This is a genomic window from Streptomyces sp. NPDC003016, from assembly GCF_053591455.1.
On the sequence record NZ_JBSFTV010000021.1, the window covers coordinates 97,204 to 117,239 of the forward strand.

Here is a 20,036-nt window from a genome sequence, read left to right on the forward strand (position 1 = left end):
CTTCGATGACGAAGCCTTTCCGGCTGGCTCCGGCCCAGGTAGCCCGCCGCACCGCCGACTGCGTGGTCATCCTGGCGGACGGAGTGGCGAAGGACGCCAACCCCTTCTACATGCATCGCGCCCGGCCGCTGCTCCAGGCCGTGACCGGCGTCCTGGCCGGCAGCCGTCACGCACAGGCCGTCGACGCGGCCGAGGCGCTGCGCCGCCTGCCCGCAGACGCGGAGCGGCACAGGGCGCTGCAGTCCGCCGTCGCCGACGCCCTCGCGAAGGACCGCGACTTCTCCGACCGCTTGTCGGAAGCCGTCGAACAGGTCAACGCCCGGTCGCGGATCAGCTACCACTTGGGCGAGAAGTACTCCGGCAGTGAGGCCCAGGCCCCGAAGGCCGCGATTCCGGATCGACCGGCGGACGCCCGCCCCGCAGCAGAGCCGGTCGCACACATCGTTCTTCCGTTCCGTGACGCCAGTCCTGCGGGAGAGCGTCTGGACAACCTCGTCAACTGCCTCCTGGCCCTGCGCGACCAGTCGCTCCCGCGCAGCCAGTACCTGGTGACAGTCGTCGAGTGCGACGTCCGGCCGCGGTGGCGCGAGCAGCTCCGGCCGCTCACGGACGAGTACGTCTACACCTACAAGGACGGGGCCTTCAACCGGTCCTGGAGCCTCAACGTGGGAGTGGTCCATTCCGGTCGGCGGGCTCCGTACGTCTGCGTGCTCGACGCGGACGCCCTGGTCGACCGATCCTTCGTCGAGCGGAACGTCGAGCGGTTCTCGTCCCCCGCGGTGGGCGGCTTCCTGCCCTTCACGGACCTTCTGTACCTCGACGGGCCCTCCAGCCGAAGAGCGGTGGACCAGCGCGTCTCGCGGCGGGCCCCGGACGTCGACCTCGACCACGTGCGCGGATTCCTGGTGCACCGGGCCTCAGGCATGTGCGCCTGGGTGCGGCGTGACGTCTACGAGGAGATGGGCGGATTCGACGAACGGTACGAAGGCTGGGGCGGCGAAGACCTGGACTTCGTCTTCAGGCTCCAGCAGGCCACGGCGTTCCGCTACTTCGCCGACCCGCTGCTGCACATCCACCATCCGGTCGCTCCCGACATCGTCGACGCCGACGGTCGGCCGACAGGCATCCTGCCGCAGATGCTCACCTGGAAACCGGACGGGCCGATCGGCCGGATCGAAAAATTCCGCCACGCGGGAGCTCTCCGGGAGGGGAAGCCATGAGTGTTCCATTGATCGCGGTTATCGGCGCTGTGGAAGACGACCTGCTCGCCGCTTTCGTCGAACATTACAGAAACGCCGGCATCACAGAATTCTTCACCGCTTTCCATTTCCCGGACCACGTGCCCGAGGAGGAGCGTCAGCGCGTTCTGGGGACATGGCGGCGCCTGGCCGGGCCGCCGGCCATCGTGAGTACCGGCCCCTGGCACGAGCACCTGCACGGGGAACTGCGCGACAGGTTGCGCCACATCGCAGGCGAGGGATGGCACGCGATCGCCGACTCGGACGAGTTCCACGCGTACCCCCGGCCGATTGACGACCTGATCACGGAGGCCGAGTCCGAGAGCCACCCGTACGTCCGGGGAGTGCTGCTCGACCGGGTGGCCGCGGACGGCGGGCTGGAGGGGACTCACGGCACGGCCGATCTCGACTTGCGGTACCCCTTGGGCGGTTTCATCACGGCCGGCCTCACCAAGGGAAACCCTCGGAAGATCATCCTGGTGCGGTCCGACGTGGAACTCGCCCTGGGGAGTCACTATTCGCCTGCCGTCAGAATTCCCTTCACACAGGGACGTATCATCCCCGTCCACCACTTCAAGTGGCGTCCGCCGGTCCTCGACGACCTGCGCCGGCGGGTCGACAAGCACACCAGCGGCGACTGGTCCGACGTGACGTCCTCGCTCGCCGATGAGGCCTCGCGCTTTCTGGACCATGTACTCACCCGCGACGGACGGATGGACACCGACGCGCCGGGCATCGACCTGCGCCCGGTGACGCTCAGGGCCCAGCCCGAATGGTGGGAGACCGAAGCCAGGACCATTCTCTGCGAATGGCAGGTGTCCCGACGGCCTGACGCCGTTCCGCTTCCCGGCCCGTCACCGGCCGACACGAGGAAAGGTACAGAGTGATACGACACCAGGGGCCCATCAGCGGAGTAGCGGCCTATGGCGGTCGCTACGTCGTCACCGCCGGATACGACAACCGCGTGATCCTGTGGGACGCGGCCCGGCACACCCCGCTCGCCCAGTCCGTGCACGACCACCTCGCCAACCAGGCGTCGTTCAGCCCCGACGGGCGCTTTCTGGTCACCTCCTCCAGCGACTACACGGCGCGCCTGTGGTCCATACCGGACCTCAAGCTCCTCGCGGTGTTCTCGGAGCACAAGGACGACGTGGAGATGTCGGTCTTCCATCCCGAGCAGCCACTCCTCGCGACCGCCTCCCGGGATCACGTGGTGAGGGTTTTCGACTACTCCGGCGGGCTGGTGCACAGCTTCGAGGGACACGCCGCGGACGTGATCTCCGTCGAGTGGTTGCCGCAGAGCGGGGAGCTCCTCTCCTCCAGTGACGACGGAACGATCAAGCGCTGGTCGCTGGAGTCGGACGGCCTGGTCGAGACCATCGACCTCGACGGCGTGGAGACCGACACCATCGCCATCACCCGCGGCGGTGTCGTGTTCGCCGGTAACGATGACGGTGCCATCATCCGGATCGAGGGCGACCGCCGTGAGTTCACCCCCGCGCACGACGCCGGCATCAAGCGCCTGGTGTACAACGCCGCCACGGAGTCCCTGGTCAGCCTGAGCTACGACCGGTCCCTGCGGATCTGGAACACGGTCGACGGCGGCCTGGAGCTGTCGCACACCACCGAGTTCCCGGCGGAGGTCTGGGCCAGGTCGTGCGCGTTCATCGACGAGCACACCCTGGCGTTCGCCACCTTCGGCTCGACGTACGCGACCTACGACATCGGGTCGGCCACCTGGGACGTCAGTCGTGTGCGGGAGACGCCGTGCGTCAACGCGGTTGCGGCGGTGCGGGACGAACAGACCTACACCGTGGGCGACTCCGGGGTGGTGTCGGTCGACGGACAGGCCGTCGCGCGGATGGGAAGTCTGTGCAACTTCCTCGTAAGGGCGGGGGATCGAGTACTGACAGGGGGCCAGCTGGGGCGGATATTCGACGCCGACACCGGTGACGTGCTGTATCAGCACCGCTCGCCTTTGAACTGCGCCGCGTCCTTCACCCGTGAGGGTGTGCCCCATGTCGTCTTCGGGGCGTACACCGGGGAGGGCCTGGTCTTCGCCCTGCGGGGCGGCGGGGCGTTCGACCACGTGGCGACCTTGGAGCTGCACGCCAACGCGGTCAAGGGCATCAGTGTGTCCGACGGTGTGATCTTCGCGGTGTCCGCGGACGCCGGCGCCGGCTGGTTCGACACGCGGACCCTGCGGGAGGTCGCCCGGCGGCAGGAGGCACACGACCGTATCGCCAACGGCTGCGCCGCCCTGCCCGGCGGACGCTTCGTCAGCATCAGCCGCGACCGCACACTGCGTATATGGCAGGGCCAGGAGGCTACGGTCGTACCGACCCCGCACGACCACTCCATCAAGTGCGTGGCGGCCTCGCCGGACGGTTCCCTCATCGCCACCGGGTCCTATGCGGGCATGGTCGCGGTGTACGCCCCCGCGTCGGGCGAGTGGGTGCGTGTGGAGAAGCCGACCACCGCAGGCGTCTCGTGCCTGCACTACGACACCTTCGGCGAACGGTTCCTCGCGGCGTCCTACGACGGCTCGGTGTACGAGGTGTCGGCGTAGCGGACGAGGCCGGCGCCCGCGTTCCACGCCCCATCCTGCTGGTGGTTCGTACGCCCGGCCGCCCGGGCGTACGAACCGCTGCTGCTTCCCTGTACGTCGGGATTTCCGCGCCCGGCTTCCGGACCCGGGCAAGGACGAGCACGCCACGGGCCCGTTCGCCACGGCGCCTTCGACACTGCTCTCCCCCACAAGACAGACACGAGCCAGACACGAGACAGAAACGAAAGCCTGAGCAGATGACCACCCGCCCGTATGTTCTTCTGTCTGCCGTTGTGAGCGTCGACGGCTGTCTGGACCACCTGAGCCCCGGGCGACTGCTGCTCTCCAGCGACGAGGACTTCGACCGCGTCGACCAGGTCCGCGCCGATTCCGATGCCATCCTGGTCGGGGCACGCACGGTACGCCGCGACAACCCGCGTCTGCTTGTCAGCAGCAAGGCCCGCCGCACGCAGCGGACGGCGGGGGGCAAGCCGGAGTATCCGCTGAAGGTCACGGTCACCGCGACCGGAGATCTGGACATCGGCCTGAAGTTCTGGCACTGCGGCGGCGACAAACTCGTGTTCACCGTGGACCGTGCGGTGGAGAAGGTCCGAGCCACTCTTGACGGCGTGGCCGATGTGGTCAGCGTTGGCTCCGGGCTCGACTGGGGCCTGGTCCTCGATGAACTCGGCCGCCGTGGTGTCGGCCGGCTCATGGTGGAAGGCGGCGGCTCGGTCCATACGCAGCTCATGGCCCAGAACCTCGCGGACGAGGTTCACTTCGCCGTCGCCCCGCTCCTGGTCGGGCACTCCGGCGCGCCCCGTTTCCTGGACACTGCTGACTACCCGGGCGGGGCGGCCGGGCGGATGAAGGTGCTGGAGACCCGCATGGTCGGCGACGTCGTCCTGATCCGGTACGCCCCGAAGGAGCGGTCCTGATGCGTACGCCTGGTCGAGAGCGGGACCGGCACTGGATAAAGCATGCGATCGAACTGGCCGCGTTGTGCCCTCCGTCCACCGGCGCCTACTCGGTGGGAGCGGTCATCGTGGGCGAGGACGGCACCGGACTGGCCACCGGCTACTCTCGCGAGACCGGCCCCCACGACCACGCGGAAGAGGCCGCGCTCGCCAAGTTGGCCGACGACGACCCGCGTCTGGCCGGAGCGACGATCTACAGCTCGCTGGAACCGTGCTCCCAGCGGCGCTCACCCCGCACGCCGTGCGCGCAGCGGATCATTGCCGCCGGTATCCCGCGCGTCGTCATCGCGTGGCGCGAGCCGGGCTTGTTCGTCGACGACTGCGTCGGCTGCGAGCAGTTGGAGGAGGCCGGCGTGCGCGTCATGGAGTTCCCTGAGCTCGGGCAGGCTGCCCAGGCCCTCAACACCCACCTCGGGGAGCTGGGGTGATGCCCCTTCGCCCGGCTGCTCGTCTGTGGTGTGCGCAGGGGCCTCGGACTGTTCCTGCGCCCAGCGCCGCCTGATCTCCCGGACCTCAACGGAATCCCATTGATCACTCTGCGACGGCGCCGCCGGCTCCCACCCCGCCCGCGGCGCCTTGGGGAGTGCGGTTCCAGCGGGGCCCACTCGTCATCCGAAAGATCCCCCCGCCCCACAGTGATGCCCCACAGTGATCGGAAGGATCCACCCGCAGAGGCGTCACTCGTCCCGTCGGACACCGCCAGGGCCTCCCGGCTGAAGCGACGCTTCTCCAGGAGTGCAACCCTCGGGTTGCGCCTCGGAAGTCGATGTGCAACCCTGGAGTTGCATCCGATGGCGACGGTGAAGGAGTCCCTCATGAGCGAGGACCGGATCGAACGCGAAACCCTGATCGCGGCATCCCTGGAGCGGGTCTGGTCGCTGGTGGCCCAGCCCGGGTTCTGGGTGGCCGACAAGGCGAGCCTGCCCGGCACCGTGGCCAAGGAGGGGGATTCGATGGTGGCGAAGAACGCCGAGCACGGCGACTTCCCGGTGCGCGTGGAGAAGGTCGAGCCGCCGACGTACCTGGCATACCGCTGGACCAGTGCTTTCCCCGGGGAAGAGCTGCGTGAGGACAACAGCACCCTTGTGGAGTTCACGCTGACCCGGGAAGGCGACCGGACGCGGCTGCGCGTCGTCGAGAGCGGCTTCGCGGCGCTGGCCGGATCCGAGGAGCTGCGCAGTCGGAACCGCAAGGACCACAGTGAAGGCTGGCCGCTGGAGCTCGACGCGCTCAAGGCGCGCGCCGAACAGCCCTCCGCATGACGGAAGAGCGTCCCGGCGCCGCCGAGGCCGTCGACAACGTCCTCGGCGCGCTGGCCGACCCGACGCGACGACAACTGCTCGAACTGCTTGCCGCGCAGGGCGAGGCCACTGCCACGACGCTCGCCGAACGACTCCCCGTCTCACGGCAGGCGGTCGTCAAGCACCTCGCCGTCCTGGACGCCGCCGGCCTGGTTTCCGGAGGCCGGGTCGGACGTGAGGTGCGGTACGCCGTACGGCCCGCGGCGCTGGACGCGACGGCGCGGTGGATGGCCTCGCTCGCGGCCGACTGGGACCGGCGGTTGGCGAACATCAAGCGCGTCGCTGAGGCAGCCGAGCGGGATACGAGTCCGACACGCCCCGACTGAAGGAAGTGGCCATGGATACCACAGCGCTGCGCACCGCCTACGACGGATTGCTCGATGTGGCGGCCATTCCCGATCTCGGCGACGCGGACGACGGAGGCTGGAACGCCGACCGGATACTGGCCCACCTCCTCAGTGTCGACGCCTCGATCGCAGCGGTTGCTCTGGGCGTCGTCGCCGGCTCGCGGCCCACCTTCGACAACCGCATCTGCCTCGACTCCTGGAATCTTGACCGGATCATCGCCGAGCACCCGGGCCGGGCGGACCTGATTGATCAGGTCCGGAGCCAGGCCGCCGTTCTGTGCGACATCGCCGATCGGCTCCACGAGAAAGCCGCCTCGGTCCTGGTGCCGTCACTCCTGCTGTCCGGCGATGTGCTCGTGCTGGACCAGCCGATCCCACTGGGGGGTCTCATCGACGGCCTCGCCGAGGACCACGTGCCGGTGCATACGCAACAGCTCCTCGGTCTCCGTATCGCCGTCCCCGGACGCGCCTGAAGGGCGGCGAGCGACGCCGGCCGCGCTCGTCGCCCAAGTCTCTCTTGGGTCGACGGGCTCTTCTGCTCCTTTCGTCCAGGAGACCTTCCCTCACACAGGGTTTCCCCGCTGTCGCACTCCGTGCACCACCGGGCTCGGTGAATGATCGGCCTCACACGCGGGAACCCTGTTATGGAAACATACGATCGCCTATCGTCCTTTTGTCCGACAAGTTCCCCCCGCCCGCCGGGGTGCGACCGCCCGGCCCTCACACGGGAATGCCATGCCGAGTCACCGAACCGTCCCCGCGACACTCGCCGCCGTCCTGGCCGCCCTGGTCGGCTGCTCCGCCGGGGCCGAGGCGGCGAGCGGCGACGGCAGGCCTGCGGCCGCCCCGGCCGCGGTCTCCTCCGTGAACGCGGCGACCACCCCGGCCGCCGTGTCCCCGGTCCCGGGCGCCGCCACGGCTTCGATCGCCGCGCCCTCCTCCGTCGTCGTCACGCCGTCGCCCGAGCCTTCGCCGCCGAAGAGCGAGGCGCGCACCCGGCCCGCCGTGCTCGCCATCCCCGAGATGGGCCTGGAGGACCTGCGCGTCGTCCCGTACGAGGGCACCACCGACGACCGGGCCGGCACGCGGATCCAGGACAAGGGCTTCGCGGCCAGCCCGTACGGGGGCGAGGGCGGCGTCGGCCCCGGCGAGATCGGCAACTACCTGGTCACGGCGCACCGGCTCACCGCGGGCGGGCCGCTGCGCGACCTTCCGTCCCTGGACACCGGTGACTCCGTCTTCGTCGCGGCAGGCGGCGTGGTGCACGAGTACCGGATCACGGAGACCAGGAAGACCTCCTTCCGGTCGGAGCGCTCTTTGGCCGAGCAGCGGGCCGCGGTCCCGGGCGAGCCGGGGAAGAAACCGACCAAGGCGATGATCACGGTCTCCACCTGCGCGACGCCCGAGGACAACGCCGTCGGAAACTTCTGGCGCGACGACCGCGGCAACCCCGAGCACCGCATCGACAAGATCGGTGTCCTGGTCTCCTCGAAACCCGAGGCCGGCGCATCGAACGCCTCCTAGGGCAGGACTGTAGGACGTTCGGCGCAACTCCTGATCAAGGATGTGCCGTGGACTGATGGGGGAGGACGCATGACAGGCAGCGAAAAGGCGCCGGAACGCAGAACTCGGCGGTATCACTCTCCCGTGGAAGAGGGGCTCCCGCCTCAGAGCTGCAGGCGCTCTCGTCACTCGGTTCTGACCCAGACCTTGCCGAGCTGTTCGCTCCCGTCGCGCACATTCTGACCAGCCGGACAACCTCTACCGATACCGAGTTCTCGCGGGGTTCAGGCGCAGTCCGACCGCGCAGCTCCTGGGCCGCCTCGCTCACCGGCCCGGCGACCTCACCCATGGGGCTCTCGCCGCGCTGCCCGAGCGAGCTGCCTCCGCGTATGTCCGGGGCCTGCTCGTCAACGCCGGCGTCCTGCCGCAGCGCGACGAGAACCTCGCCCTCCTGGCGAACGGTTTCGTACGCACCCTCACAGAGCCCCCGCACCATGCCACCCTCATCCGCCCGTTCGCCGAATGGCATGTGATCCGCCACGTACGACGGCGCTCCGCACGAGGCCGCTCCTCCTCCGGCACAGGCAAGGGAGACGCCGGTAACCTCCGGGCCGCCCTGCAGTCCCTGGCTGGACCGGGTGCCCAGCACCTCGCACTCACCACCCTGGAACAACACCCGGCCCGGACCGGGTGGGCCACCGAGAACACCGACGGGGCGGCGTACGCCGACGCGGTGTCGGAGTACGCCGCCCTGGGGCGGGACGGGCTGCGGGAGGCAGCCCGCGCGCTCACTTCGGGTCGCGGTTGAACAGTGAGGTCGACCAGCGGTAGCCGAGTGCGGTGAGGGCCAGGCACCAGGCGACGGCGAGCCAGCCGTTGTGACCGATCTCGGTGCCGAGGAGCAGGCCGCGCAGGGTCTCGATGGCCGGGGTGAACGGCTGGTACTCGGCGATCGGCTGGAACCAGCCGGGCATGGTGTCGGCCGGGATGAAGGCGCTGGAGATGAGGGGCAGGAGGATCAGCGGCATGGCCATGTTGCTGGCCGCCTCCGGGTTCGGGCTGGCCATGCCCATCCCGACGGCGATCCAGGTGAGCGCCAGGGCGAACAGCGCGAGCAGCCCGAACGCCGCCAGCCACTCCAGGGCGGTGGCGTCGGTGGAGCGGAAGCCGATGGCCACGGCGACGGCGCCGACGAGGACCAGGCTGGCGAGGACCTGGAGCACGCTGCCGACGACGTGCCCGATGATCACGGAACCGCGATAGACCGCCATCGTACGGAAGCGGTCGATGAGACCCTCGGACATATCCATGGAGACGTACACCGCGGCACCGATCACGGTGGAGCCGATGGTCATCATCAGGATGCCCGGGACGATGTAGGCGATGTAGTCGGAGCGGTCGGCGCCGCCGATGCCCGCGCTCATCACATCGCCGAAGATGTAGACGAAGAGCAGCAGCATCATGATCGGTGTGAGCAGCAGGTTCAGGGTCCCGGACGGGTAGCGCCAGGCGCGCAGCAGGTTGCGGCGCAACATCGTGCTCGAGTCGCGTACGGCGAGGGAGAGGGCGCTCATCGGAGGGGCTCCTTGGGCTGGTCGGGGGCGTTGGTTCCGCCGGTCAGGGCGAAGAACACGTCGTCGAGGTCGGGGGTGTGCACGGTCAGTTCGTCCGCCTCGACGCCGGCGCTGTCCAGCCGGTCGAGGATGGAGCGCAGCTCGCGCTGGCTGCCGTCGCTGGGGATCCGCAGCGCCAGCGCCTCGTCGATGGGGGCGTCACCTGCTCGAGCGAGGCCGAGAGTTCGGGGGAGGGCGACCTCGCGCAGGACGAGGGCGGCGGACTGGTAGGTGGCCGGGTCGGAGAAGCGGAGCCGGACGTGACCGCCCGGGACGAGCCGCTTCAGCTCGCCGGCGGTGCCCTCGGCGGCGATCTTGCCGTCGCTCAGCACCGCGATGCGGTCGGCGAGCTGGTCGGCCTCCTCCAGGTACTGGGTGGTGAGGAAGACGGTGACGCCGCCGGCGACCAGCTCGCGGATGATCTGCCACATGGTGTGGCGGGAGCGTGGATCGAGGCCGGTGGTCGGCTCGTCGAGGAAGATGATCCGCGGGTCGCCGACGAGCGTCATGGCGATGTCCAGGCGGCGCTTCATGCCGCCGGAGTAGGCGGAGACGGGCTTCTTCGCGGCCTCCACCAGGTCGAAGCGCTCCAGGAGTTCGGCGGCGGTACGGCGGCCCTCGCGCTTGGACAGGTGGTGCAGGTCCGCCATCAGGAGCATGTTCTCCTCACCGGTGATCAGTCCGTCGACGGCGGAGAACTGCCCGGTGACGCCGATCGCGGCACGCACCCCGCCCGGTGACGTGGCGACGTCGTGGCCCGCGACCTGGGCCTGCCCGCCGTCGGCGGTGACGAGGGTGGAGAGGATCTTGACGGCGGTGGTCTTGCCGGCGCCGTTCGGGCCGAGCAGCGCGAACACGGACCCGGCCGGGATGCGCAGATCGATGCCGTCGAGGACGGTCTTGTCACCGTACGACTTGCGCAGACCTACGGTGGAGACGGCGGCCAGCGACGGGTGACCGTCGTCCCGCTTGGATGTGGGCATGACAAAAGAAGGCATGGGCCCTCCCGTTCGAAGGCTGAAGTGGCTGGGGGAGTGGGTGAGTCGAGGCCGGTTCTTCTGGGGTCAGGCCTTGGCGCGGCGCACGTCGATGTTGCCGTAGCGGGTCCGGGCGCGGACCTCGACGGTGTCCTCGGTCTTCTCCGGGGTCTCGGAGGCGGCGAGTGTGTTGCGCACCTGCCCGTGGCCGGAGCTGACGTCGAGCCAGGCGGCGGTGCCCTCGCGGATGCCGACCTCGATGGCGCCGTAGGAAGTCTCCAACTGGACGGTGCCGCGGGCCACTTCGCCCACGCGCAGGGTGCCGTGGGCGGTGGTGGCGGCGACCGGGCCCTCGGCGCGTGCGATGTCGATGTCGCCGTTGGCGCCGCTCACCCGCAGGTTGCCGGCCGCGGTGCCGACGGTCGTGGTGCCGTGCGAGTTCTTCAGGACGGCGGGGCCGTCGACGGCGCCGACGCGCAGGCTGCCGGAGCTGGTGGTGATCTCGGCCGTGCCCTCGATCCGGTCGACGGTGATCGAGCCGTGGGAGGCGGTCAGCTTCAGCGGGCCGGTGGTGTCGAGGCGGACGTCGCCGGACGAGGTCTTCACGCGGACCTCGCCGAGCCGGCCCTCGCCGAGCACCTGGGCCCAGGCGCCGGTCATGTCGATGCGCGAGCCCGTGGGCAGTTCGACCGTCACATCGACGGTGCCGGTGCGCCCGAGGAGATAGCGCTGTTTGGGCGTCCTGACGGTCAGGACGCCGCTCGCGTACGTGACCTCGGTCTGGTCGGCCGTCCGGACGTCCTGGTCCTTCTTCGGGTCGCGGGGCCGCACTTCGACGACGGTGTCGAGGCGGTCGCTTGCGGTGAACTGGATGGAACCGACCTCTACGTGCGCCGTGGCCGAGATCGGTTCGGGAGTGTCGAAAGAAGGCATGGCTGTCCCGTCCTCTTGGGTCTTCAGGACGTCCCCGCTGGTGGGACGTGGTGTGAGTGAAGTGGTGCGGGCGGGGCGCGGCTAGCGCACCCAGCCTGTGAAGCTCTGTCCGACGGTCTGGGCCCTCTCCGTCGTACGCGGCCGGGTGCCGCCCTCGACCGCGGCCGACACGGCGCGCACCAGCCACGCGTTGACCGACAGGCCCTCGCGGCTCGCGGCCTCCTCGGCGCGGGCCTTGAGGTGGGCCGGCAGGCGCAGGTTGACGCGGGCGGTGCCGCCCTCATCGCCGTCGGCCGGGGTCTTGAGCGGTTCGACGGGCGCGGCGGGCTCCGCGGGAGCGCCGCCGTCGGTGGGCGGCAGCGTCACCACGAAGTCGGGGTCGAGCCCGCGCAGCCGTACGTCGACCGAGCCGGGGGCGAGTTTGCGGGTGATCTCGTCCGTCGCGGCGGAGAGCACGTTGAGCATGGTCAGCCGGGCTGCCGACTCCAGGGGGGCGGTGAGCCGCTCTGCCAGCTCGCGGGCTTCGTCGCCGCCGGCTTCGGCAGCCACCGCGAGTTCGCGGCGGAGGGTGTCGACATACGAGGTGAGGTCCATGACGCCATCATGGCACCACAATGGCGCACCATGCAAGCCGTCGGACGATATCTCCGGATCGGTGGTCGAAGTACCCACTCTGACCTGCGAAAACGCGCTAGTGCCTACCTGGATGACGGTGGCGCCATGCGTGCTCATGTGCTTTCGGCGGCATGGAATGGCGCCGCTTGGCGCTAGATGGCACCAAGCCGCGCCATCCGGCGCGATGTGATGCCATGTGAGGCCATGTGATGCCGCAAAGGTGGCCTGCCCCTGCCCCTGCCTCGCGGTCTGCCGCTGGGCCGGACCCACCCGAGGCGGCGGCATGACCGGGCCCGCCCGCTCAGCCAGGGCCTGGGTGAGGTCGTGGTCAAACGCGCCGACCCGGATCCGCCCTCCGGGTGGATCCGGCAGGAAGGCGCGAGACCACCGAAGCGATTGCCGGCGGCCTCACCGGAACGCTGAGCCGCCCACCGCGTTTCGTACGGCTGCGCCCGGACGCCACCGTGGCCGACGTGCCGAAGTGGGGGGAAGGAGTACAGCCCTCCGTGGCTGCCCCGGCCGCAGCCCGCGATGGCCCCACCGGGGGGTGCACCGAAAAGGCGGCGTGTTCCGCTCGTAGCGGGCCGTGTGGCCCGGTCGGCGCCGTGGTGCCCTCTACCGACATCTCGGACCGTGCGAGGGCTGTGGAAGGACCAGTGGTGCCGGGTGTCGGCCGGTCCTCGCAAGGGTCGCCGGCCCCGTCCGGTGCGAGGCGCCCGGATGCGTTAGGGCGGAGGGCGTGATCGTCCGGTTCCCCCTGCCGCCGTTTTCCCCTTTTCGGCCGGTGTCGGCGGGGTTCTGGCGGGCGCGGACGATCGGTGGCGTTGGTCCGCCGGTGACCCGGGAGGTGGCCGTTTGGTGGTCATCTCCGAGGTGCCGCATGTTCCCAGCCAAGTGCTGCGAGGAGTGATCTTTATGGAAAGATCACTCGATAGTGCATATGGGCCACATGGGGAGTGCCCGGCGGTCACACTCGAATCGCCTGATGGGCCGAACACCGCCCGGCCCCTGCCCTGCGCCAACCGGCCGGGACAGGGCGGGCACTGCCGTCCAGGGGGGACATGCTGTGACACATCACGACGGCTGCGGGCCGGGCCTGACCGGGGATGCCCTGGCTCTGGTGGCCGGCCTTGCCGATCTGGCCGTGTCGGGACTGAGCAGCGCTCTGGGCGGTATCGGCGGCCTGCTGCGCCGAGCCGACCTGGGGGAGCTGCTGGCTGAGGGGCAGAAGGAGACCAAGGCGCGCGGCCGCCTGGTCCTGGACCGGTATGCGGTCACACCGCCGGCTCACCTGGAGGTGCTCGCCCGCACCGTCACCGGCCGCACCGCCACCGCCCGCACCGCCACCGCTCACACCCGGGCGGAGAGCGGCAGTGAGTGAACTGGCCGAGCACGCCTTACTGAAGAAGCGCATCGACCAGGTCCTCGACGAGTTCGTTACCGCGGAAGCTCAGGCGCTGGCCGACATCGATGCCTGCCTGGTGGTGGTCGCCGAGCAGCTGCACGCGGCGACGGAGCACGGCAAACGGTTCCGGGCGGCGTTCTGTTACTGGGGCTGGCGCGGGGCCGGCCAGCCCGACAGCGAGGCGCTGGTACGCGCCGCCAGTGCGATTGAGCTGGTGCACGCGGCCGCTGTCGTCCACGACGACCTGATCGACCGCAGCCGTACCCGGCACGGCCGACCCACCGCGCACATCGCACTGCGCGAGGCGCTCACCGACCGTGCGCGGCCGAAAGCCGGTGCCCGGGCCTTGGCCATGCTGACGGGCGATCTGCTGATATCGCTGGCCGGCCAGCTGTTCACCACCTGCGGCCTGCCCGGGGCCTACCTGAGCAGGGCCCGGCCCCTGTGGGGAGTGCTGGCCCGTGAATTGGTGGCGGGGGAGTGCCTGGAGATCCTGCGCACCGGCGCCGAGCCGGACGCGGGCGCCTCTGTGAAAGTCATCCGCTACAAGACGGCCAAGTACACCGTCGAACGTCCGCTGCACATCGGCGGACTCCTGGCCGGCGCCCCGCCGCGGCTGCTTGAGGCGTACAGCGGCTACGGCCTGCCGCTGGGCGAGGCGTTCCAGCTGCGCGATGACCTGCTGGGCCTGTTCGGCGACCCGGCTCGAACAGGAAAGAACCCGGCCGACGACCTGGCCGGCAACCGGCCCACCGCCCTGATGGCCCACACCCTGCAGTCCGCCACCCCGGGAGAGCGCCGCGAACTGCACCATCTGCTGGGGCGGGGAAACCCGAGCGAGCAGCAGGTGGAGCGGGTACGGGGGATCGCTCGCCGCACCGGAGCCGTCACCCGCGTCGAAGACATGATCACCGCCCGGCTGCGTGAAGCCCACGAGGTTCTGGCCGACGCCGACCTGACCGCCGAAGCCCACCACGCCCTGTCTGGCCTGGCGGCGTTCGCCACCGCCCGCCACCACTGACCGCCGCACCCCTGGGAGCAACGCCGATGACCTACACCCAAGCCTCCATGGACGCGCTCCGGCTGGCCGGTGACGAGCTGGCGGACGCGACCGTGGCGACCCTGTTCGAGCGCGGCGAGGTGGGCACATTCAACACGCTCATGCGGTACGTCTCCACCGTCGGCCAGGAGCTGCCCCAGGGCCTGCCGGAGGTGGCCCGCGAGTACCTGCACGAGAGCAGCGCGCCACCGGCGTGGGTGGACTGGGGCGAGATGGAGAAAGCCCGGCTGTTCTTCATCGACAACAACGTGCACATCTCCACCGCCCTGTCCTTCGCCTCCATGCCCGCCTGCTACGTCCTCCCGCACGTCGCGAAACTCCTGTCGGCCACCCATGGGCTGAAGTACCCGTCCAAGCGCATGGCCGAGACCGGGCAGTTCACCGTCTACCTCATGCAGCCCGACGCCTTCGAAGCCGGCAGCCGGTTCATCCCGGCCGCCCAGAAGGTCCGCCTGCTGCACGCCTCCATCCGCCACCACCTCAAGCGCGAGGGCCGCTGGGACATCGCCGGTCTCGGTACGCCGATCTGTCAGGAGGACATGATCGGCGGGCAGATGATGTTCTCCATCCAGGTCCTCGACGCCCTGCACCGCCTCGGCATCCACATGAGCACCGAAGGCGCCGACGCCTACTACTACGCCTGGCGGGTCGTCGGAGCCATGCTCGGCATCGACCAGAACCATGTGCCCGAGGACCTCCAGGCAGCCCGGGAGTTCTCCGACCTGTACATGACCCGCCACATGGGACCCAGCGAAGAAGGCGCCCAGCTCACCCGCCAGCTCATCGACCTCTACGAAGAAGTCGTTCCCGGCACCTTCTTCGACCCCGTCGTCGGCGCCCTCATCCGTTACCTCGTCGGCGACACCTGCGCAGACTGGCTCCAAGTGCCCCGCACCTCCTGGGACACGGCAGTCAAAACCGCCCCCGCCCTGCTCAACATCCTCGAGACGATCGAGGACCGCTCCCCCTTGGGAGCCTGGGCCCTGGACCGCCTCGGCCACTTCACCACGCTCTTGGAACTCAGCTCCCTCACCCGCGGCCGCGTCATGCACTACGCCATCCCCGAACAGCTCAAGAAGGACTTCGGCGTCAGCAGCACCGTGCCGCCCACAAGCCGCTGGACCCCGCCCTCGGCGACCATCAGCGGGTAGCACCAGCTGCCTCTGGAACGGCAGCGCACCCTCGGTTCCCCACGCCTGGACAACTGGGCCAGACCGCAGACGCGCACCCGGCCACCGCCAACGAGGGCGGTGGCCTCACGGTCCGGGTGCGCTTCGCTCCCGCGGGGGCCGTACCAGTCGCCGAGGACGAGGCGCCCGCCGACCTCGTCGAGGTTGTAGGTGCCGCCGGTGTACCGGACACCGTCGTACGTCTTGCCGTTCAGGAAGGTGCAGAAGCCCCAGGTGCCGTCGTTGTACTGGTGCGCCATGACGATGTCGTCCTTGCCGTCCCCGTTGACGTCACCTGACGCCCACGCGGTCGTCGACGTCGGAGAGACGGAAACTGCCGGAGTCGTAGTCGGTGGCGCGGTCGAAGGCGCTGCCGGTGGAGGTCCAGCGGTAGATACGTATCGTGCCGTCGCCCTGGTCGTACGCCGTGGCCGGCTCGGCCTTGGCAGGACGGGGGCGGGGGCGGTGGTGGCCTTGTCGTAGCGCGGGCCCTTGTAACCGTCGGCCTTGCAGGCCGCCTTGCTCTTGAGGGTGTGGCGGCCCGCGTCGCCGGTGCTGTACTCCTCGCACACCCACATTTCCGTCTTGCTGGAGTCGGTCCACTTGCCGCAGAGCGCGACATGACCGGAGCCGAGGATGGCGTCACCCGGCTGCAGGCTGTCCAGGGACACGGCTCCGGGCTGGGCAAGACCTGCTGGGTGATCGAGCGGATCTTCACCTGGCTGCACCACCTCGAAGGACTTCGGACCCGCTACGAGATACGCGCCGACCTCCGTTCGCACCGTCGACGCGTTGGTCAGGAAGCCGCTGCGTGAGCAGGTCGGCAGGGCACGTCCGGAGAGGCCCTGGTCACTGGCGTTGGAGGACCGGGTGCTGCTGGTGGGCGCGTACTGGTGCACGAACCTCACGCTGCGGCAGCCAGCACCGCTGTTCGGTGTCTCGAAAGCTGCGGCCGCTCGGATCCTCAGCCGTACCGGGCCGCTGCCAGCACTCAAACAGCGCCAACGGCCCCGCACGGACACCGTTCCGGTCGTAGACGGCACATCCCTCGCAGGTGCGGTGGGGGCCGCTGTTTCACCTGGACCGACTGTCGCCCTCTGCTGGTGGCGGGCCACCAGCAGCTCGGTGGCCCGGTCGTGTTCATCCGGGACAACCGGAACGTGTACAGGGACGCCCGGGGGCGCGCCTTATCGACACCACCGAAGGACAGGCGAGAAGTCTGATAACTGAGATGGCCTGATTCAGCTGCCGTGCGTACGGAAATGTGATGCCCTCGGGCTCCACGACGGTGAAGAATTCGAGGACAAAGTGAGCTAAATTAAACGAGTAAACCTCGCTTAGTTGTCGCTTTCGCGTCAGAAAGGATATATCGGACGCATCACCCTGACGCAGGAAATTGGGAGACGGTGCAGCGAATTTCAGCCAAGGCTTACGATCTTCATCGCACCCCTCGCAGTACCTCGAGGTGACACCCTGAAACCGAAGGGATCGCTGCCCCTCGGCTGCGATATTCAAGGCTGAAGGTTGGCTGTGCCATGGCTTCGAAGGAGTGGGCGCGTAGATCGCTCAAGTGAGTTTCAAATCAAAGGAAATCGACGACCGTCTCTGCGCAGATCCATGGTCAAACCTCTCCAGGACCGCCCCAGACTTTGCGGGCAGGGTGATGGGCCGCGGATCCGTAGCCAGCGGAGAATTCAAGGGCCGACTTCACGTCGAGCTGACGTGCTAGCGTCGTCGTCGTTGTCATTCGCCATGACAACCGAGCGACAAGTGCAGGAGCGGGGACATCACTCCCCTTGAGTATCCTGGGTTTCCCGGACTGGTGCCCCACAATTTGGAACCAGCCGTTCCGCCACGCGCGCCTCCAGCGTATTCGCTACCGCCATCGCATGGTCTAGCAGAACACCTGGAAAGTCATCTTATTTTTATCCAGCGTGCCCTCGCGGGCGCGTTCTGGTGTGACGTGGGGAGTAGGGCGGAATATGTTAAATCCTTTGGTGCAGGGTCTTGTCGACCGCTGCAATAATCCCGAGGACTCTGGCGTTCTCACAGATTGCGCCACCGGTAGGACAGTCACGGCTCAGCAGTTCTGGTACGACTCGCAGCGAGTTGCATACAGGCTGGTCGAACTGGGTGTCACTCGGGGAGACCGAGTCGCTGTCACAATGCCGGCGGGAGAGGTGTTCGCGCACATCATCTACGCGTGCTTCATCGTGGGAGCAGTGCCTGCCTTCGTTGATGCCGGCACTAGCAAAGAGGTTCTGGCGAAATGTGTGAAAGAGCTGGAACCCGCCCTATGGGTGAGTGCCGCTCCGGTACCCGGCCACGAGACGTACCTGTCGGATGGATTCGACGTGCGTTACAGCATCCCGGACGACAGTGAAGCGGTGAGCCCGGAAGAAGCGCACCCCGATGATCACGTCCTGCTGCTCTACACGAGCGGGACGACGGGGCTGCCCAAGGGTGTTCCATGGACCTGCTCCCAGATCAGTTCGTACCTCCGCGTACAGCGGGACTCTTATGAGAAGTTCGGTGTCCGATCCGAGTTTGCATTCTTCCCCCATCTGGGCATCAAGGCGATCGCCATGGGGCGCCGGGCTGTGATTCCTGCCCTCCCGGAAACCCAGCCGGCCCTGCTGTCGATCCCTGATGCCATCCGGCAGATGACGACGCACGGCTGTGATTACGTCTTCGCCTCTCCGGTCTTCTGGCAGCGACTGGCCGAGCACTGCGGGGGAGGGGCCATCATGGCGCCCCCGGTCAAGGTCGCCGCGACAGCAGGCGCGGCAGTGAACCAGGAGATGCTGGCGAACCTCGGGCAGGTGATGCCGAAGGCGCGCCTCTACGTGCCTTACGCGAGCACAGAGGCGCTGATGCCCATCACTCTGATCGACTCTGCGACGTTGGCCGATTTGACGGAGCGGGGCACGAAGCAGGGCCGTGGAGTGCCCCTCGGCCACGCGGTTGACACACGAGTCGAGGTGATCGACTCCGCCGCTGCCGAACTGCGCGACATCACCGATGCGGATTTCCTCCCGCCAGGCAGCATCGGGGAGTTGGTCGTCAGTGGCCCTCGGGTGACCACCGAGTACTTCAGGCGCCCCGAGCTCACCGCGTACGCAAAGCTGCGCCACACGGGGGATGGCTCCCTCTGGCACCGTATGGGCGACGTGGGCTATATGGACGAGAAGTCCATGGTGTGGTTCCTGTGCCGCAAAAAGCACGTCGTCGACACGGCCTTCGGACGCGTCTACCCCGATCAGCAGGAGCAGGCCTACAACCATCACCTGGGCGTCTACGCCTGTGCCGTGATTGCGGCTCCCGGAAGTGCGCAGGTACTTCTGGTCCTCCCTGAGTCCTCCTGGGACCGCGTGGTGCAGGAAGACGTCGACGCGGTGGCCGAGCGCCTTTCGTTGCCGGTGCCCAAGCTGCTCTTCTACCCGGGCTCGCTGCCCTCCGACAGGCGACACAACAGCAAGATCGACCGTGAAGAACTGTTGAACTGGGCGACGGCTCAGGGAAACCTGTGAGGGTTGAGATGAAATTCGCAGAACTGATGGAGTTCTACCTCGAGGCCTGCTCGGACAGGAAGCAGGTGACAAAGCATCTCGAAGAGCTTCTTGCGAGTTTTCCTGAAAAATCTGTCATCGACTGCTCGGTGGGTACAGGCTTCATAACACTCGACTTGATCCGCGATGGCCACAGCGTCATATGCGCAGACGGAAGCGCCGCGATGCTGGAGCGCTTCGAAATCAATGCGGCCGATCTTGGTCTCGACGCGAAGCCGATCCTTTTGGACTGGGCCGATCTCGCCGGAACGTTCCCTGACGTGTTCGATCTTGTGATCTGCCGCGGAAATTCACTGGTGTACGCGAACGTCTGGGACGACGACAACCCTGTCGCCGATGCCGTCGCAATCGTCGGACACCTGAAGAGCATGTACGGCGCTCTGAAGCCGGGCGGTTTCCTGTATGTGGACATCCCCGCCGAGAGCGACCAGTCCCGCCCGGACGGCCCTATTTACCATACTCCGTGCGAGGTGCGGGGCCGGAAGGTATTCGTCTCCGAGACCATCAGACTGATTCCCGACGCCGGCCTCCGCCGCTGGGACGTGCGGATGGAGATCGACGACGAGATCTTTGAGTTCACCCGGCACTCCCACGTATTCGACGAACAGCGCCTACGTCAGGCCCTGGGCCAGGCGGGATTCACGGAGGTTATGCCACTCGAAGGCAATACTCTCCGCGACCACTACCAGGTTTTCACGGCGCGAAAGCCTTTTCCCAACGTGATGCAGAGGTTCGCCCAGCCCGTGCAGGTCTCGTCGGACCTTCGGCGATGAACACGCGG

Annotated in this window: 19 protein-coding genes and 1 pseudogene; 15 read left to right on the forward strand and 5 right to left on the reverse strand. The window is 68.3% G+C overall.

What is annotated here, in order from left to right; all coding sequences use genetic code 11:
• Positions 1–5 precede the first annotated feature (5 nt).
• The 9 genes from ACWDZ4_RS19780 (at position 6) to ACWDZ4_RS19820 (ending at position 7,935) form a co-directional block, all read left to right on the forward strand.
• A complete protein-coding gene (locus ACWDZ4_RS19780) occupies positions 6–1,220 on the forward strand; it encodes a glycosyltransferase (protein ID WP_451509681.1) in 1,215 nt (404 codons plus the stop codon).
• A complete protein-coding gene (locus tag ACWDZ4_RS19785; protein WP_451509682.1) occupies positions 1,217–2,125 on the forward strand; it encodes a glycosyltransferase family 2 protein in 909 nt (302 codons plus the stop codon). Before ACWDZ4_RS19780 ends, ACWDZ4_RS19785 begins: the two co-directional genes overlap by 4 nt.
• Positions 2,122–3,807, forward strand: coding sequence for a WD40 repeat domain-containing protein (locus ACWDZ4_RS19790; protein WP_451509683.1), 1,686 nt, complete (start codon positions 2,122–2,124; stop codon positions 3,805–3,807). The genes ACWDZ4_RS19785 and ACWDZ4_RS19790 overlap by 4 nt, the downstream gene beginning before the upstream one ends.
• A 236-nt stretch (positions 3,808–4,043) precedes the next feature.
• The gene (locus tag ACWDZ4_RS19795; protein ID WP_451509684.1) at positions 4,044–4,724 is read left to right on the forward strand and encodes a RibD family protein; all 681 of its coding nucleotides are present in this window, start codon (positions 4,044–4,046) and stop codon (positions 4,722–4,724) included.
• Positions 4,724–5,191 carry a deaminase gene (locus tag ACWDZ4_RS19800; RefSeq protein WP_451509685.1) on the forward strand — a complete coding sequence of 156 codons (468 nt, stop codon included), beginning with the start codon at positions 4,724–4,726 and terminating at the stop codon, positions 5,189–5,191. Before ACWDZ4_RS19795 ends, ACWDZ4_RS19800 begins: the two co-directional genes overlap by 1 nt.
• Positions 5,192–5,578: 387 nt before the next feature.
• Complete coding sequence (locus tag ACWDZ4_RS19805) at positions 5,579–6,025, forward strand: SRPBCC domain-containing protein (protein ID WP_451509686.1); 447 nt, start codon at positions 5,579–5,581, stop codon at positions 6,023–6,025.
• Positions 6,022–6,390 carry an ArsR/SmtB family transcription factor gene (locus ACWDZ4_RS19810; protein ID WP_451509687.1) on the forward strand — a complete coding sequence of 123 codons (369 nt, stop codon included), beginning with the start codon at positions 6,022–6,024 and terminating at the stop codon, positions 6,388–6,390. The genes ACWDZ4_RS19805 and ACWDZ4_RS19810 overlap by 4 nt, the downstream gene beginning before the upstream one ends.
• An 11-nt stretch (positions 6,391–6,401) precedes the next feature.
• Positions 6,402–6,884: a hypothetical protein gene (locus ACWDZ4_RS19815; protein ID WP_451509688.1), complete on the forward strand. Its 483-nt coding sequence runs from the start codon at positions 6,402–6,404 to the stop codon at positions 6,882–6,884.
• A 262-nt stretch (positions 6,885–7,146) separates the two neighbouring features.
• On the forward strand, positions 7,147–7,935 hold the full coding sequence (locus tag ACWDZ4_RS19820) for a sortase domain-containing protein (protein ID WP_451509689.1): 789 nt from the start codon (positions 7,147–7,149) through the stop codon (positions 7,933–7,935).
• A 767-nt stretch (positions 7,936–8,702) separates the two neighbouring features.
• On the opposite strand, the gene ACWDZ4_RS19825 is transcribed toward ACWDZ4_RS19820, so the two are convergent.
• From ACWDZ4_RS19825 to ACWDZ4_RS19840, 4 genes are all read right to left on the reverse strand, one after another.
• The gene (locus ACWDZ4_RS19825) at positions 8,703–9,488 is read right to left on the reverse strand and encodes an ABC transporter permease (RefSeq protein ID WP_451509690.1); all 786 of its coding nucleotides are present in this window, start codon (positions 9,486–9,488) and stop codon (positions 8,703–8,705) included.
• Positions 9,485–10,510, reverse strand: a complete 1,026-nt coding sequence (locus tag ACWDZ4_RS19830) for an ATP-binding cassette domain-containing protein (RefSeq protein ID WP_451509691.1) — start codon at positions 10,508–10,510, stop codon at positions 9,485–9,487. Before ACWDZ4_RS19830 ends, ACWDZ4_RS19825 begins: the two co-directional genes overlap by 4 nt.
• Positions 10,511–10,591: 81 nt before the next feature.
• Positions 10,592–11,437: a DUF4097 family beta strand repeat-containing protein gene (locus tag ACWDZ4_RS19835; RefSeq protein WP_451509692.1), complete on the reverse strand. Its 846-nt coding sequence runs from the start codon at positions 11,435–11,437 to the stop codon at positions 10,592–10,594.
• Between the two features lie 81 nt (positions 11,438–11,518).
• A complete protein-coding gene (locus ACWDZ4_RS19840; RefSeq protein ID WP_451509693.1) occupies positions 11,519–12,031 on the reverse strand; it encodes a hypothetical protein in 513 nt (170 codons plus the stop codon).
• 1,087 nt (positions 12,032–13,118) lie between these two features.
• Between ACWDZ4_RS19840 and ACWDZ4_RS19845 the strand changes: the two genes are divergently transcribed.
• Genes ACWDZ4_RS19845 through ACWDZ4_RS19855 form a run of 3 tightly spaced genes read left to right on the forward strand, consistent with a single transcriptional unit; the run spans position 13,119 to position 15,668 of the window.
• A complete protein-coding gene (locus ACWDZ4_RS19845) occupies positions 13,119–13,433 on the forward strand; it encodes a polyprenyl synthetase (RefSeq protein ID WP_451509694.1) in 315 nt (104 codons plus the stop codon).
• Positions 13,426–14,478: a polyprenyl synthetase family protein gene (locus ACWDZ4_RS19850; RefSeq protein WP_451509695.1), complete on the forward strand. Its 1,053-nt coding sequence runs from the start codon at positions 13,426–13,428 to the stop codon at positions 14,476–14,478. Before ACWDZ4_RS19845 ends, ACWDZ4_RS19850 begins: the two co-directional genes overlap by 8 nt.
• Positions 14,479–14,504: 26 nt before the next feature.
• On the forward strand, positions 14,505–15,668 hold the full coding sequence (locus ACWDZ4_RS19855) for an oxygenase MpaB family protein (RefSeq protein WP_451509696.1): 1,164 nt from the start codon (positions 14,505–14,507) through the stop codon (positions 15,666–15,668).
• On the opposite strand, the gene ACWDZ4_RS19860 is transcribed toward ACWDZ4_RS19855, so the two are convergent.
• Complete coding sequence (locus ACWDZ4_RS19860; RefSeq protein ID WP_451509724.1) at positions 15,569–16,585, reverse strand: hypothetical protein; 1,017 nt, start codon at positions 16,583–16,585, stop codon at positions 15,569–15,571. The two genes, ACWDZ4_RS19855 and ACWDZ4_RS19860, sit on opposite strands and share 100 nt — an antisense overlap.
• On the opposite strand from ACWDZ4_RS19860, the pseudogene ACWDZ4_RS19865 reads away from it, so the two are divergent.
• The 3 genes and pseudogenes from ACWDZ4_RS19865 to ACWDZ4_RS19875 all read left to right on the forward strand — a co-directional run.
• A pseudogene (locus tag ACWDZ4_RS19865) lies at positions 16,494–16,730 on the forward strand (transposase family protein); the annotation flags it as partial. The gene ACWDZ4_RS19860 and the pseudogene ACWDZ4_RS19865 overlap by 92 nt on opposite strands.
• 938 nt (positions 16,731–17,668) lie before the next feature.
• On the forward strand, positions 17,669–19,216 hold the full coding sequence (locus ACWDZ4_RS19870; protein WP_451509697.1) for an AMP-binding protein: 1,548 nt from the start codon (positions 17,669–17,671) through the stop codon (positions 19,214–19,216).
• Positions 19,213–20,028, forward strand: a complete 816-nt coding sequence (locus ACWDZ4_RS19875) for a class I SAM-dependent methyltransferase (protein ID WP_451509698.1) — start codon at positions 19,213–19,215, stop codon at positions 20,026–20,028. The genes ACWDZ4_RS19870 and ACWDZ4_RS19875 overlap by 4 nt, the downstream gene beginning before the upstream one ends.
• The last annotated feature ends 8 nt before the right edge of the window (positions 20,029–20,036 follow it).